The 15773-nt window shown below is 39.9% G+C and carries 11 protein-coding genes; 7 read left to right on the top strand and 4 right to left on the bottom strand.

Annotation, left to right across the window (positions count from 1 at the left end):
* The first annotated feature begins 185 nt into the window (after positions 1–185).
* The 5 genes from QOW94_RS10230 (at position 186) to QOW94_RS10210 (ending at position 5479) form a co-directional block, all read left to right on the top strand.
* Positions 186–719: a sugar O-acetyltransferase gene (locus QOW94_RS10230; RefSeq protein ID WP_283680345.1), complete on the top strand. Its 534-nt coding sequence runs from the start codon at positions 186–188 to the stop codon at positions 717–719.
* Between the two features lie 16 nt (positions 720–735).
* Positions 736–1593: an aldo/keto reductase gene (locus QOW94_RS10225; RefSeq protein ID WP_283680344.1), complete on the top strand. Its 858-nt coding sequence runs from the start codon at positions 736–738 to the stop codon at positions 1591–1593.
* Between the two features lie 592 nt (positions 1594–2185).
* Complete coding sequence (locus QOW94_RS10220) at positions 2186–2842, top strand: histidine phosphatase family protein (RefSeq protein WP_502867270.1); 657 nt, start codon at positions 2186–2188, stop codon at positions 2840–2842.
* Between the two features lie 127 nt (positions 2843–2969).
* Entirely contained in the window at positions 2970–4502 is a 1533-nt protein-coding gene (locus QOW94_RS10215; RefSeq protein ID WP_283680341.1) for an ABC transporter permease/substrate-binding protein, read from the top strand.
* Positions 4502–5479 carry an ABC transporter ATP-binding protein gene (locus QOW94_RS10210; RefSeq protein ID WP_283680340.1) on the top strand — a complete coding sequence of 326 codons (978 nt, stop codon included), beginning with the start codon at positions 4502–4504 and terminating at the stop codon, positions 5477–5479. The genes QOW94_RS10215 and QOW94_RS10210 overlap by 1 nt, the downstream gene beginning before the upstream one ends.
* Positions 5480–5483: 4 nt before the next feature.
* Here QOW94_RS10210 and QOW94_RS10205 read toward each other — a convergent pair whose 3' ends face one another.
* The 3 genes from QOW94_RS10205 to QOW94_RS10195 all read right to left on the bottom strand — a co-directional run bounded on the left by QOW94_RS10205 (position 5484) and on the right by QOW94_RS10195 (position 10329).
* Positions 5484–6824, bottom strand: coding sequence for a dihydrolipoyl dehydrogenase family protein (locus tag QOW94_RS10205; RefSeq protein WP_283680339.1), 1341 nt, complete (start codon positions 6822–6824; stop codon positions 5484–5486).
* Between the two features lie 207 nt (positions 6825–7031).
* On the bottom strand, positions 7032–8429 hold the full coding sequence (locus QOW94_RS10200; RefSeq protein ID WP_283680338.1) for a DHA2 family efflux MFS transporter permease subunit: 1398 nt from the start codon (positions 8427–8429) through the stop codon (positions 7032–7034).
* 154 nt (positions 8430–8583) lie between these two features.
* Positions 8584–10329 (bottom strand): phospho-sugar mutase, encoded by a 1746-nt coding sequence (locus tag QOW94_RS10195; RefSeq protein ID WP_283680336.1) that lies wholly within the window; start codon positions 10327–10329, stop codon positions 8584–8586.
* 168 nt (positions 10330–10497) lie between these two features.
* Between QOW94_RS10195 and QOW94_RS10190 the strand changes: the two genes are divergently transcribed.
* Together QOW94_RS10190 and QOW94_RS10185 are read left to right on the top strand one after the other, a co-directional pair.
* Positions 10498–11487: a LacI family DNA-binding transcriptional regulator gene (locus QOW94_RS10190; protein ID WP_283680335.1), complete on the top strand. Its 990-nt coding sequence runs from the start codon at positions 10498–10500 to the stop codon at positions 11485–11487.
* A 269-nt stretch (positions 11488–11756) separates the two neighbouring features.
* Positions 11757–14492 carry an MMPL family transporter gene (locus QOW94_RS10185; RefSeq protein ID WP_283680334.1) on the top strand — a complete coding sequence of 912 codons (2736 nt, stop codon included), beginning with the start codon at positions 11757–11759 and terminating at the stop codon, positions 14490–14492.
* A gap of 238 nt (positions 14493–14730) precedes the next feature.
* On the opposite strand, the gene QOW94_RS10180 is transcribed toward QOW94_RS10185, so the two are convergent.
* Complete coding sequence (locus tag QOW94_RS10180) at positions 14731–15624, bottom strand: IS3 family transposase (RefSeq protein WP_283680346.1); 894 nt, start codon at positions 15622–15624, stop codon at positions 14731–14733.
* Between the last annotated feature and the right edge of the window lie 149 nt (positions 15625–15773).

Here is a 15773-nt window from a genome sequence, read left to right as displayed (position 1 = left end):
GGCCTTGATGATGGCTAATTTTTCTTATTTTTTACTGATAAAAGAAAAACTGGATCATATTTTTCAAAAAGTCATGAAAAATATGATCCAGTTTATTTATTGGCGGGACTTATGTCCCGGCCTCTTTGTTTAATTAGATAAACTATTGTTGGGAGATGGTGTTAATCAAAACTGAAAAGGAAAAAATGTTAAATAACGAGCGTTATTTAAACACGGATTCGGAATTAGCTGATGATCGGAAAAAGAATCGGAAGTTGGTTAATGAATTCAATCAAGTTGCTAAGGATAATCCAGAGGCATCGGCAGAAATAATTAAACAGATTTTTGCTAAGACTGGAGCCAAAGTTGATATTCAACCGGATTTTCGCTGTGACTATGGTTACACAATTTCTGTTGGGGAAAACTTTTTCGCTAACTATGGTTGTGTTTTTATTGATGTTGGTAAAATAACGATTGGTGATAATTGTATGTTTGGGCCAGGAACCCATATTTATTCAGTTAATCATCCGTTAGATCCAGTTGAAAGAAGTCAAGATTATGAGTATCCTAAACCAGTAACAATTGGGGATAACGTATGGATAGGCGGTTCAGCAGTAATTGTTCCGGGAGTTACCATTGGTAATAATGTTACAATTGCTGCAGGTGCTGTTGTTACTAAATCGTTTGGCGATAATGTTGTCATTGGCGGTAACCCAGCAAAAGTTTTGAAAACTATTTAATAACAGGAGGATATTGATGACTGACTTGAATATTAATTCCAGAATTCAATTAGCGGATGGTAATTCGATGCCAATTGAAGGACTAGGAGTATACAAAATGACGGATGAACAACAACTTGTTGATTCCGTCCATGCAGCGTACAATGCGGGATACCGATTGTTTGATACTGCCCAAATGTATAAGAATGAGGCAGCGGTTGGTAAAGCAATCAAGCAACTTGATGCTAAGCGTGAGGATTTATTCGTCACGACAAAGATTGCTGAGGAAAACCAAGGCTATGATGGAGTTATGTCCTCATTTGAGGAATCACTGAAGAAACTTCAAATGGATTACGTTGATTTATTATTGGTTCATTGGCCAATCCACCAACACTTTTTTGAAACTTGGCGGGCGTTTGAAAAGCTCAAGGAACAAGGCTTGGTTAAGTCAATTGGAGCCAGCAACTATGGCATGATTCACCTTGAGTATTTGAAGACTAAGGCAAATGAAATGCCAGTTGTTGACCAAATTGAAACTCATCCGTACCTTTCTCAGGAGTCGATGATCAACTTTAATAAGGAAAATAATATTGTGACTCAAGCTTGGGCACCATTGGGCCGTGGCCGAATCTTTGATGATGAAACATTGAAGAAGGTTGCGGACGCCCACCAAAAGTCACCAGCTCAAGTTATTTTGAGATGGCATCTGCAACGGGGCATCACTTTTATTCCGAAGTCAGTTCATGAAACTCGGATTGTTGAGAATGCAAACATTTTTGATTTCGAGTTAACTGCTGCTGAAATGGAGCAGTTGGATGGAATGAATAAGAATGTGAGAATTAGTCAGGAACCAGAAATGGTTTATGAAATTGGTCACCAGTATCCACATGGATAGTAGAGTGCCGAATGACTTTTACATCAAGTAGTCATTAAAGAAGCAACCCATATCAGCGATTAAATGACGGTGGGACGACAAAGGGCCAACAGTAACTCAGGGATAGGTAAGGGTCCTCAGTCCAGATGCGTATTATTTTGCATGTTTTTCGATGAAAGCAAAAACTATGTCGCCAAGTAGTCATTAAAAGCAATCCATATCAGCAGTGAAATTATCCTTAGTGGTTTACCACTTAGGATAAGGCTAGTATTTAAGACTTTTGTTCTTTAAAAGGCTTAAATCTATGCCCACTGCGTTCCATATGGATTGGTAAAAATGACTACTTGATTTTAATCTATGTCCACTACGTTCCATATAAATTGCTTTTCAATGATTACTTTATGGATACTGATATCGAATGAGCTAAATCATGTTTTGCTTATTTTTCAAATTTACTTAATATAGAGGGGCTGCATGTTGCAGCTCTTTTTGTGTTTCTTTATGTATTATGGAAAAATTAAACATAGCAAATAATCATAACCTTCCCATTCTTCGTTTGGCAAATACTACGTTATAATGGAATTAACAAATCGAAGAAATGAGATGATCGTTGATGGCAGTTACAGCATATTTAGTTCGTCACGGCCAAACCTACCTTAACCTTTACAATCGGGTTCAGGGTTGGATTGACTCACCACTTACCGAAAAAGGAATCGCTGACGCCAAGGGTGCGGGGGAAAGATTGAAGAACATCGATTTTACCGCTTCGTTTAGTAGCGATTCTGGCCGGGCAATCGATACGGCCAAGCTGATTTTGAAGGCAAATCCCCATAATATGAACATCGTTAGCTACCAGTATCCAGAGTTACGTGAGCAATTTCACGGCTACTTTGAGGGTAGTGATTTAAGTCAGATGTGGCAATTTGTTGGGGTCCAGGTCCAAAAGACAACCGAAAAAGAAGTTTTGAATGACTTTGGTTTGGAACGAGCACGGGACCTGATTCAACGGGCGGACTTATACAATAACGCTGAAAACAACGCAATGTTTTGGGAACGGCTAAACTACGGATTTGAGAAAATTCGGCAGAATACCAAGGATGGCGATACAATTTTGATTGTATCCCACGGAATGACAATTCGCTCGATTGTTGATCGGTATGCGCCAAAGTTAGATGTTGGGGAAGCAACCGCTAATGGTAGTGTTACTAAACTATTGATTGACGATGACGATATTTCGGTAGAGTACTTTAATAATTTAGGTGAAGTTTAGCCTAACGGGAGCGAGTTCATTGGTGAGCTCGCTTTTGTTGTCCACAATTTAATTATCGCAAATTGATTTACACTTTTTTATTTAAGTGCTATATTTGCCAATGATATCATCACTAAGGAGGACTGACATGACGGAATTCTTATCGACTTTAGCAGCTAAACGGAGCGACTTGCTGACTGCAATTTTTCAGCATATTGAAATTTCAATTTGGGCGTTAGTCATTGCGATGGTAATTGCAATTCCCCTAGCGTTTTATTCACAGCGGAAACCAAAGTTAGCTACTGTCTTGTCTCAAATTGCAGGGGTGTTTCAGACGATTCCATCGTTGGCTGTCCTTGGGCTATTGATTCCAATCGTTGGGATTGGTGAGGTTCCAGCAGTTATTGCGTTAGTTATTTATGCGATTTTGCCAATTTTTCAAAATACATACGTTGGGATTCATTCAATTGATCCTCAAGTTGAAGAAGCAGCCGATGCGTTTGGAATGACAAAGTGGCAAAAACTCAGTCGGGTTGAAATTCCAATTGCGATGCCCGTTATCATGACGGGAATTCGGCAGGCAATGGTGATGATCATTGGGACGGCTACTTTAGCAGCACTGATTGGTTCTGGTGGTTTGGGGACGTTTATCTTGCTAGGAATTAGTCGCAATGACAATTCAATCACGTTGATTGGGGCGATAGCCGCTGCTGTCCTGGCAGTCTTGTTTAGTTTGCTGATTTCAGTTCTTCAAAAAGTAAGGGTGCGCTATTCATTGATCACATTGGCAGTTCTGTTTTTTGGAGTTGTTGGTACCACGGTTTACCCCAAAGTAGTTGCCCCGGCGGAAACCATTACAATTGCTGGTAAGATGGGATCAGAGCCCGATATTTTAATTAATATGTATAAACAGCTGATTCACGAAGAAAATCCAAGGGCAAAAGTGGTTCTTAAGTCAAACTTCGGCCAAACAAGTTTCTTATTCAATGCATTGAAAACAAATCAAATTCAAATCTATCCCGAGTTTTCCGGAACCGTGATTCAGAGTTTGGTCAAACTCCCAAAGAGTCAAATCAACGTCACCACCCCAGCAGCAACGTACCAGCTTGCCAAAAAGTCCATTAGTGATCAGGCTAAAATGAGCTTTCTTAAACCAATGAAATATAACAACACATATGCCTTAGTGGTTAAGCAGGCATTTGCGAAGAAGTACAACATCAAAACAATTTCTGATTTACGCCGAGTTGAAAACAAACTTCACGGTGGGTTTGACCTTGAGTTCTTAGATCGAAACGACGGGTTTAGAGGAATCAAAAAGTTATACGGGCTGAATTTTAAAACCCAATCAATGGATCCTGACTTGCGGTACGAGGCACTGCGGGATGGCAAAATCAACATTGCTGATGGGTACTCAACTGACTTTCAGATTCAAAAATACAAATTGGTGGCACTGCGGGATGACAAAAATCTCTTCCCAACTTATCAGGGAGCGCCTTTGATGAAGACCTCATTTGCAAAGAAAAATCCCGAAATTGTCAAACAGCTGAATAAACTTGCTGGCAAGATTACGGAGACTCAGATGCAGAAGATGAATTATGAAGTAAACGTCAATAAAAAGTCAGCTGCGTCAGTAGCTCGAAATTATTTGAAAATTCATCATTTGATTGGAGGTGCAGACTAATGGGGGACTCGATTTTACAATTTAAAAATGTCACCAAAAGGTTTGCCGATAATGAAACGGTCGCCGTCGATGATATTTCCTTCTCCGTTGCCAAGGGGGAATTATTCGTCCTAGTCGGAGCATCGGGGAGTGGCAAGACAACTACTTTGCGGATGATCAATCGATTGGTTGAGCCCAGTGAAGGGGAGATATTGTTTCGTGGAAATGCCATCAAGAATGCTGATATTCGGGATTTGCGGTTTCAAATGGGCTACGTTTTGCAAAGCATTGCCCTCTTTCCAAACATGACCGTTGAAGAAAATATTGCAGTTATCCCCGAGTTGAAAAAAATGCCAAAGAATCAAATTCAAAAAATAGTTACTGATTCATTGCGGTCGGTTGGGCTGGATCCGTCGGAATACCGTCACCGAATGCCAACGGAGCTATCGGGTGGTGAGCAACAACGGATAGGAATCCTACGGGCATTTGCGTCTGACCCAGCAATTATTTTGATGGATGAGCCTTTTAGTGCTCTTGATCCCATTTCAAGAAATCAACTCCAGAGCTTAGTAGCAGAGCTTCATGAAAAAACAAAGACAACGATTATTTTTGTTACTCATGATATGGATGAAGCCCTAAAATTAGGTGATCGAATTGCGGTCATGCGCCAAGGAAAAATTGAACAAATTGGGACTGGTAACGAAATCCTGACTCATCCAGCAAATGATTTTGTTCACCAGATGTTTGCCAAAATTCTGACCAATGATGTTTACGGTGTCTATCTTAACCGGCTGGACTATCTAGGATTCTTAACCGATGAAACGGTTACCGATGAATCACTACCGGAAGTTGGAATTGACGATACAATCAGTGATGTTTTTAAATTACTCGGGCAAACTGATAGCGTTGCTGTGAAAATGAACAACGGAACTAAAAAAATCCTAACAGAAAAAGTCCTTCTACAATTCATGAAGGACTTTAACGAGAAAATGAGGTAGTTTATTAAAGGTAATACTGCATGTCTGAAGCGGGGGTTGGGTAGGCGGTAATCATGTTGGAAATCGTTCCGGCACTTTGATGATTATCAATTGCAATTGCAAAGTAGTTGATTAGTTCATCAGCTAGCATTGAAACGACTGTTGCTCCTACGATTTGGTTGTTACTTTTATCAATAATCGTTTGGACGTACGCATTTGGATCCTTAATTCTGTTGAATGTGTACCAGTTACCAACATCAAAATTTTTAATTTGATATTTATCTGGTTGTTGTTCGGCATCTGCCACTCTGATTCCCACCTGTGCTAATTCGGAGGTTGAATAGACAACTTCAGGAACTGACGGATATTGAATTTTATCATTATCGGAATTTAAAATATCACTTGCCACATAACGGCCTTCAAATGACGCAACTGGAGTTAACTTTGGTTGTGTTTTTTTGATGACATCACCGACCGCATAAATAATTGGGTTAGTCGTTTGAAGGTGATCATTAACGATGATGCCCCGATTATCAGATTCAACATCTGCCATTTCAAGGTTGAGAGATTGTAAGTCTGGTCGCCGGCCCATTGCGGAGAAGACGGCGTTGACGTTTAACGATAGACCGTTGCTACCGATAACTTTATATGTTTTATCAACGCTATTTTTAACTTCGCTCACTTCGGTGTCAAAGTGGAACTCAACGCCATTAGCTTTCATCATTTCGACGATTTTATTGGCAAACTCCTTTGGAAATTCTTTTAAAACACGGTCGTTATGCTGAATGATGTGAACTTTAGCGCCGGATTCATTAGCGATATTTGCTAATTCGATTGAGACAAATCCGCCACCAATAAAGGCAATGTTCTTTGGCAAACTTGGCAATTGAAGAAAGTCGGTACTTGTTTGGAGTAACTCAGCTCCTGGAATATCTGGGATTACGGGTTTTAAGCCAGTTGCGATGATGAATTTATCAGCTTCATAAATTGTGTCGTTAACTTCAATTTCGTTTTCAGAGATAAATTTAGGACTACCGTGTTCTGTGGTGATATTCGAGCGGTTTAAGCCGTTGAGAGTTCCGGTGGGAATCTTACTGGTATAGTCAGATTTGAATGCCATCATCTCTTCCCAGTTGATCCCAGGATTGCATATTAAACCGGCGTTTTTTAAAAATTCACCCTGTTTTTTGGTATGGATGATACTATAAAGCATTTTCTTAGGATCACAACCACGATTAGGACAAGTGCCACCCCACAAATCATTTTCGACGACCAGAACTGATTTTGAAGAATTTAAGCCATGGGCAGCGGCCAAACCACCAGGGCCAGCACCAATAACAATGATATCAACTTTCTTTTGAGTCATGCTCAAGCCTCCTTAAATTATGTATGAAATCGGATTCGACTTCATATTACCATGAAAAATTAAAAGGTAAAAAGAAAGGAACTGGTGAGCAAAAATGATTTAATGGGTAGCAAATATTTGAGTCAAAGCAACAAGGTAGGGCTAATTTCGAAAAAATGAAATTAGCCCTACCTTGGCTTTGCTGGTTATTTAATTCTGAGTTGTTTTTTAAATCTGCTGATTTCTCTTTTGATAGTTAAAGTTTAGAATTGCGGCTACCAGTCCAATAACCCCCAGAATTGTCAGAACGGCAAATCCAATTTGACCACCGTTATAAGTCCTAGTTGCTAGTGAGCCAGTACCCATGTTTTGAGCACCAGCAACGATTGCTGCCATGATTCCAACCCCAATTGAGCCGGCATATTGTTGCATCATGTTAAATACTGAATTAACGTCAGCACTGTTCTGTGGTGGCACTTGCGTTGATGCCATTCCGATGTTATTTGAGAATGAAAGGTTAAAACCAAATCTAAGTAAAACATAGACTAGCGTTACTAACAGACTAGTAAGCCAGTTTTGAATGCTAAAGAAAAGCAGTGCTCCAAGGGTTATTGAAATATCACCAAGAATGATTGGAACAGCATAACCCTTGTTATCCGCTAATTTTCCAGCAAATGGGGCGGTAAATGCTCCGACAAGGGAACCTGGAAGTAAGACTAACCCAGCTACTAAGGCGTTTGCATGAAGAACGTACTGGGCGTAGACCGGGATCAAAAATGAAATCCCGATATTAATGAATTGAAGAAAGAAATAGTTGATTAGTCCTAACCAAACGGGCCTGAATTTGAAAATCGTAAGGTCAAATAACTGAGAGTTACCGTGGTTGTTTGAGTAGAGAAATCCAATCAGAGCAAGAATGGCGATGATAAATGCACCGATGACTTGGCCGTTGAATATTCCCTTTGAGCCTGACCAGCTAACCCCGAGGACTAGGCCAGTAAATGTAATTGCTAGCAGTAATAAGCTAAGAATATCAAACGATTTATTGATACCGGCATTTTCCATATCAATGTTGAAATGACCGAGAACCAGACTGATCAAGACGATTGGAATAACTAACCAGAAAATCATCCGCCACGACATTGTGGAAGAAATTATCCCACCGTAAGTCGGACCTAGGGCTGGTGCAAATGAAATTACCATTCCGGCAACCCCAGTCATAGTCCCAAGCTTAGCTCTTGGAATTTTAGCGAAGATCAATTGGAACATTATTGGGGTGGACAAACCAGTAGCAATCGCCTGAATCAAACGACCAATTAGTAGAATTGGGAAAGATGGTGAGATTGCACATAAAATATCACCGATTATAAATGTAGTTGCTGCGAATGCATGAATCGACCGGGCAAGGAAGCGTTTGAGTAAATACGCGGTTGTTGCCATGACGATGGTCACCATTAATAAATAGCCGGTAGTAATCCATTGAATGATATCCAGTGAAACGTGGAATTGTTGCGAAAGTTCGGGGTAGGTAACATTCATGGATGTTTCCGTCAGGATTCCGGTGAAGGATAGAAGAGCAGCTGACAGAAGGGCAAGGTACGTTTTGGTCGAGATTTTGTTGTTCAAGAAATCAACTCCTTAAGAATATTTTTAATGATAGATCATTATTGTGTTTTGATATTATGCACCGGGTTAAATACGGGCATAAAAAAAGTCACAGTTGCACCTTTTCAAGGTTACTACAACTGTGACTAATTTATCTAATGAAAATTTTTATTTTTTATCCTGCAATTAAATTATCGATTAGTTTATCCAATTCAGATACCGCAGAATCAAGCTTTGAATTTACAGCTTCATCTGATTTATCTACTAGGCCAAGGTAGAATTTGATCTTAGGTTCAGTCCCTGAAGGGCGAACTGCCAACCAAGTATCATCGTCCAACCAGTACTTCAAAACATTTGATTGAGGTAGGTCAATCTTAGTTTCGTTACCATTAGCATCCGTTTCTACTGAAGATTGGTAGTCAGCGTGGCGAACAACTTTATGGCCATTTAGTTCAGTCAATGGGTTGGTCCGTAATTCGTTCATGATGTGAGCCATCTTGTCCTTACCGTCAAGACCATCAAATTCCTTTGCGATTGTCTTTTCAGCGAAGTATCCATACTTCTGGTACATTTCTTGAACGCCATCGTAGAGGGTCTTACCCTGACTCTTGTAGTAAGCCGCAACCTCAGCGAGTAACAGAACAGTTTGAACAGCATCCTTATCGCGAACGAATGGCTTTACTAAGTAGCCAAAACTCTCTTCAAAACCAAATAGGAATGTGTGATCATGGTTAGTTTCATACTTGTGAATTTCTTCAGCGATAAATTTGAAACCAGTCAATACGTTCATGGTTTCAACGTTATACGAAGCGGCAATTTTTGCAGCCAATTCAGTTGAAACGATTGATTTAACGATCCGACCGTCCTTTGGTAATTCACCAGCTTTTTGTTTAGCAGCCAAAATGTAGTTCAAGAGGACACTAGCAATTTGGTTACCTGAAAGTAATTGGTAAGAACCGTCTGGTTGACGAACTGCAGCTCCGAGTCGATCGGCATCTGGGTCAGTTGCAACTAACAGATCAGCACCAATTTTCTTTCCTTGTTCCATGGCCAAGTCGAATGCCTGGGGGAACTCAGGGTTAGGAAATGGGGTGGTTGGAAATTCAGGATCGGCAATTGTTTGCGCCTTAACCACTTCGTACTGACTAAATCCGGCTTCTTCCAAGGCTCGACGAGCGATGACTTTACCAGTTCCGTGAAGAGGAGAATAAACGAACTTTAATGACTTACCTTCGTTTTTGACCAGTTCCTTATCGATATTGACAGTTTTAACCTTGGCAAGATAGTCTGCATCGACATCCTCACCAATAAGATTCATGATTTTATCTTCGCGCAATTTGCCTTCTGGGGCAGTCTTGATTGCGAATAAGTCGGCTGCCTTTCTGATGTATGAAGTAATTAAATCAGATTCCTTTGGTGGCATTTGACCACCGTCTTCGCCGTAGATTTTAAATCCGTTGTATTGTTTTGGATTATGGCTAGCCGTAATCATGATTCCGGCGTATGTGTGAAGATGACGAACTGCGAAAGAAAGTTCAGGGGTTGGCCGCATGTCATCAAAAACAAATGATTTGATTCCGTGGGCACCAAGAACCTTGGCGGATTCGTGGGCAAATTCTTTTGACTGGTAACGAGAGTCAAAACTGATGGCTACTCCGCGTCCCTTGGTGTCAGCATCAAGAGTGTCCATGAATGCGGCGAGTCCTTCGGCCGCTTGGCGAACAGTATAAATATTCATCCGGTTGGTACCAGCACCAAGAAGGCCTCTCATTCCGGCAGTCCCGAAGGAAAGGAACGTTGAGAATGCGTCTTCAATTTTGTCGGTATCACCCTTTATTGATTGTAATTCGGTGGTAATGGTCTCTGGTAAGCTTGGTTGAGCTAACCATTCATTATAGGTTGTTTCAGCTGTGTCAGTCACTATGCTTCCTCCTCCTAGCTAAGTTAGTTCAATTATAGAAATTTACTTGCTAATCGTCAATGTTTTACTTGTTATAAATCCTTATATGGTAGTTAAAGCTTGACTTAATAGGGTAAACAAAATATATTTGTTTTAGTAAAATATTTTATTTAAAAAGGAGGGACTAGTTTGGCAACGATTAAAGATATCGCTCAAAAGGCTGGGGTATCAATCACCACCGTTTCCCGGGTCCTAAATTATGACAAGACGTTGTCTGTGAGTGATTCAACCAGAAAGAAAATTTTCCAAGTTGCTGAATCATTGTCCTATGCGAAGAAAAATAAGGCTACTGGTTCAAAGGATACGATTGGAATTGTTCAATGGTACTCAGAAACCAAGGAATTAGAGGATCTTTATTATCTTTCAATTAGAATGGGCGTCGAAAAGCAGGCTGAGAAGTTAGGGTATAAGGTCAAACGAGTGTTTGAGAATGAATCACTCGAGAAGATTCAGGACGTAAAGGCGATTATTGCCATTGGTAAGTTTAGCGACCAGCAAATTGCGACAATGAATAAGATAACCGATAATTTGATCTTCGTTGATTTTGACACGTTACCAATTGGGTATGATTGTGTGGTTACTGACTTTGAAAATTCAACAAAAATTGTTTTATCAGACTTTATAAAATCCGGGCATAAAAAGATCGGAATGGTTACAGGTAAGGAGGTAACCAGCGATGGCAACACTGAAATCTTGGATCCCCGGTTAGCTGTTTTTAAGGACTTCCTTAGCAAACGGGATATGTATGATGACCGTAACGTTTTTGTGTCTGATTATTCTGTGGAAGACGCATATCATTTGATTTTGAATGCAACTGAAAAACTAGGATCAGGGTTTCCAGATGCACTGTTTGTTTCCAACGATGCCATGGCAGTGGGAGTGTTAAAAGCACTTAACGAGATAAAGCTAGGCGTTCCCAGTGACGTTAGCATCGTTAGCTTTAATGACACCTCAGTTGCAAAGTATGTAATTCCTGCCCTTAGCTCAGTAAAGGTTGATACCGAACGAATGGGGGAAGTTGCTGTAAACCTTATGAAGAGTGGCTTTGAGGATAACAAAAATTCAACAGAAAAAGTAATTGTTTCAAATAAATTTATTAAGAGAGAAAGTAGTATTTAATTAGCATTTTCTTCATTATAACCGCCAATGTGTCATTGACTTATCAGCTAGGTCAACTATAATCTAAATGAGTATAGTTTACATTTATATTAGGGGTTTTGTGGACTTCTAAATTTAAAATGAATAAAGATGCGGTTAATCCATTAACACTAACATAATCTAGACTTGTGGGAACACTTGTCGGTTTTGATTTGCCAATCGCTAACAGGGATTGGCTTTTATTTTTTATTTTCCGGCCAGTGTTGCTGGTAAGAATGAGGAGAAATGACATGAATAAGTACTTCAAAAGATACATAGGGGTTATTGTTGCCTGGCTAATTTTAATAGTCGTTGGCGTGGTATATATGCCTAATTTTTCTAAGCTAGTCACTGATAATGGGAGTGCATATATTCCCAGTTCAATGCAGAGTCAGGTAGCAAATACAATTGGTCAAGAGTTTAAGAAGGATCACCCTAACTCTAGACAAGTTTATGTTGTCTTCAATTCAGGAAAGAAAAAGTTTAGTTCAGAACAGATCAGCAAGGTTTACAACATTATCACCAAGCTAGAACTAAAAAAGAAACAGCTACATATCAATGATATGGTAACGCCACTTCAGTCACAAGCTGCTCAAGAACAGTTAGTGTCAAAGGACGGAACGTCACAGATTTTGCCATTAAGTATTGATAAGACCGATAGTCTTAAAACAATGGAGAAGAAACTCCAGCAGTACACCAAGAGTGATAAAGTCAAAACTTACGTTACCAGTTATGACATCATTCAATCACATGCAAATAGCAAACTAAATCACGGGATATTCATTGCTTTGATTGCTGCTTCAGTGGCTATTTTGCTAGCTCTGATTTTCGCCTTCAGATCATTGATCCTGCCATTTATTTCCCTTTTGGGAACGCTGGTAGCCTACTTCCTATCGGTTTCAGCAATCGGGAACCTAGTTAGTCGCTTTGACCTACCCGTTTCTCCTTATACTCAGGTAGTGTTGTTAGCAGTAATTTTAATTTTGGGGACCGACTATCACGTCCTGTTCTTCAATGCTCTAAAACAGCGTTTTAATGATGGTGATGATATTGCGGAGGCGGGACTTGCTGCCAGAAGGGCAAGTGCCAAACCAATTTTAATTTCTGGACTGGGACTAGCAGCCGTCTTTGGCCTAATGGGTCTTTTGAAATACTCGATTTTTAGTTCACTGGCTGGAGTTGGGATTGGAATCGTCATTCTTCTCTTGATCATGTTCACGTTTACTCCATTCTTTGCATTTGCGTTAGGCGAAAAGGTATTCTTGCCATCTAAGAACATGCAACCAGCTGGCTTTAGCCGTTCATGGACTCGTTTATCAGGCTGGTCAATGAAGTTTCCAATTTTGTTTTTGCTGTTGTTTATCCTAATTGCTGTGCCATTTGTATGGGCCAGTCAAGGAGCCGTTAGCTACGATGGTACTCGTGAAGTTTCATCAAAAGTACCAGCAAAACAGGGTTATGAAGTAATAAAAGACCACTTTGCCAAGGGAATCTCGGAGCCGGTTACCTTGTACATCAAGGCAGATCATAAGTTAGATAACGATGCGGATTTGAAGGAAATTGATAGAATTACTAATCAATTGCAACAAGACAACCGGGTTAAGTACGTTACATCGGTTACTCAGCCTCAGGGCCAACCACTTGAACAGTTGTACATGAGACAACAAATGGGAATTATCAATGGTAACCTCGATAGCGCTAATAATTCGCTAAAAGATATTGCAAAGAATCTTAAGAAAACAAAAATCGATACTAAACCTTTGAATCGAAACTCGAAGAACGCAACCACAATCAGCGAAGCAGTTTCCCGGATTCAAAGTTTGAACGAGCAAAACGGGGTTACTGAAACACCAAGTCAGATTGTTGAACGATTGCAACAACAGTTACGATCATCAGGTCGCAAACGGATGACTAGAACACAACGAGCAATCGTTGCCCAAGCGATTAGACAATCAATGTCAGACCGCCAGATTCAAAACCGAATGAACAATGCCCTTGAAGGGATTGGAAAGAGAACTACTAGAATTTCATCAGCTGCCGAGTCGTTTAAGACTGAACTTGATTCAATTCAGTCATCAATTTTCAGCGCAAGTAACCAGATTGGGACTAACGTTCAGTCAATAAATTCATCTAACGATTTCTTAAAGGATCTCGCCAAGTCATCCGCAGGAGATACGTTCTATGTTCCTGATGAGATCTTGAAGAGTTCAACATTCCAAGATGCTATCAAGGCATTCTTGTCTGGAAATAAGAAAACAGCAGAAATTAGTATTGTTTTGAAAAATGATCCTAACAAGACTAAGGCGCTTAAGTACGCTACTGAGCTAAATAACGATACTAAGATTGTTCTTGAAGGTACCAGTTTGGAAAATTCGACGATTGCAGTAAAGGGGCAAACTTCACAACTCCAAGATCAACGAATTCTTGCAAAGCCAAACTTCTTGAAATTAGCCGCAATTGTGATTGCTGGATTGGCATTGATTATGCTGTTCGTTTCTAAATCACTGTTGAAGTCACTATACACGTCTGCAATGCTCTTTGTGACCTATCTTATGTCGCTTGGATTTACTAAGTGGATGAGTCTTAAAGTTCTTCATCAAAACGCGCTAACGGCTAATGCTGCCTTTCTGGCCTTAGTTCTAATCTTTGCGTTTGGTGCAAGTTACGCTATGTATATTCTGAGTGAAGCTGTTACTGATGATAAGCAAGAACAGACACTCAAAATGCAATTTGCGTTAGCGATGAGGGGAATCTTGATTGGGTTCTCAATTTTCATCATGATAGTAGTCATGGCTGGATTGATGTTCTCAGAACAATTAACAATGATTCAAGTTGGTATGGCAGTTATCTTTGGCTTCATCTTCTTGAGCCTTGCATTACCAATTGTTTTACCAGCGTTAATGAGATTGACTTACGACAATCATTTGTATGAATTGTTGGGGAGTATCTTTAGACGTAATCCAAATAAGCAAAAGAAAGCAAAGTAATCTTAAAATAAAAGGTGGAAGTGGGAGTGGGACAGGGAGTGGGACAAAAAGCATACGGAGATGCTTTTGTCGTCTCACCCCCGCGAGACCAACAGTAACTGAGATCCATGAATAATGGGTCTCAGTCCTGATGGTTACTGCGTGTAGGAAGAATTTGGATGAAAGCAAAAAAGTAACGATAAATTTCAAGAAAATGAAATTTGAAGTGCCACAAAAAAGTTAGACATTTTAAAAAGGTTTAAACTATGGCTTGATTCCGATATTCAATCGGAGTTAAGCCATTTTTGTTTAGTGAGATTCGTTCTTCGTTGAACCATCTTACATACTGACTAGTTATTTCTTCAAGATTGTCCAAGTCTTCAATCTTGGATCGATTTAATCGTTCTCTTTTCAGTAAATTGAAGAAACTTTCAATGGGTGCGTTATCATGGCAGTTTCCCTTACGAGACATGCTAGGTATAATTCCCATTTTATGTAACGTTTGATGATAGTACGATAGTTGATATTGCCAACCTTGATCAGAATGTAAAATTGGTGTTGATTCCTTAGGAATCTTAGCTTGAAGATCATTCAATGTGGTCGCTAATTGCTGCTTATTGGCGTGATTGGACACATTAAGGGAGATAACTTCACTACTAGCTTCATCGATTACTGCCGAAATATATCCCCATTGATTATTAGCTAATTTTACCTGCGTCACGTCAGTATGGAGAACCGTATAAGGTTCAGTCGCATCGAATTTTTGTTTAAGTACGTTATCGACAATCGTACCTGTATTCCCCTTGTATGAGTGATATCCACTAATATGTCGCGAGTAGACTGTAACTGTCAATCCGAGGTCGCCCATTAAACGATTGATTGTGTTCGGTGAACACTTAAAGCCAGCCCGTCGGGCTTGACTAGCAATTCGACGATAGCCATAAGTCTCAAAAGAATTCTTAAACTCCTTTTTTATGAATTCTTTTAACTTGGCGTATTTATCAGGCTGACGTTTGCGCCACAATGCGTGATAGTACGTAGACCTTGGCATTCTACAGAGCGCTAATAGGCTACTTAAGGGGTATAAATGCCGTAAAGAAGAAATTACTTCTGCGTTGGTTTTCGTGTCTTGTTCTTCGATACGGCCTCTAATTTTTTTAGAAAATCGCGCTCCATTTCCTACGATTAGTCAAGGTCCTTGTTTATGTAATTAAAGCATACTTAATAAGCCAACCCATTCCTATTTAAAAAAACAGCTTGACCAGTTATACTTTAAATATAAGATCTCCGGATCTTATTGGG

The organism is Lentilactobacillus sp. Marseille-Q4993 (genome assembly GCF_951230165.1).
In the GTDB taxonomy this organism is placed as follows: domain Bacteria; phylum Bacillota; class Bacilli; order Lactobacillales; family Lactobacillaceae; genus Lentilactobacillus.
The sequence above is the reverse complement of the archived record's forward strand: the minus strand, read 5'-3'. Positions and strand labels throughout refer to the sequence as shown.

Excerpts from the sequence above, each read along its gene's own strand:
- QOW94_RS10230 (WP_283680345.1), top strand. The coding sequence starts at position 186 with ATGTTAAATAACGAGCGTTATTTAAACACGGATTCGGAATTAGCTGAT.
- QOW94_RS10225 (WP_283680344.1), top strand. The coding sequence starts at position 736 with ATGACTGACTTGAATATTAATTCCAGAATTCAATTAGCGGATGGTAAT.
- QOW94_RS10220 (WP_502867270.1), top strand. The coding sequence starts at position 2,186 with ATGGCAGTTACAGCATATTTAGTTCGTCACGGCCAAACCTACCTTAAC.
- QOW94_RS10215 (WP_283680341.1), top strand. The coding sequence starts at position 2,970 with ATGACGGAATTCTTATCGACTTTAGCAGCTAAACGGAGCGACTTGCTG.
- QOW94_RS10210 (WP_283680340.1), top strand. The coding sequence starts at position 4,502 with ATGGGGGACTCGATTTTACAATTTAAAAATGTCACCAAAAGGTTTGCC.
- QOW94_RS10205 (WP_283680339.1), bottom strand. The coding sequence starts at position 6,824 with ATGACTCAAAAGAAAGTTGATATCATTGTTATTGGTGCTGGCCCTGGT.
- QOW94_RS10185 (WP_283680334.1), top strand. The coding sequence starts at position 11,757 with ATGAATAAGTACTTCAAAAGATACATAGGGGTTATTGTTGCCTGGCTA.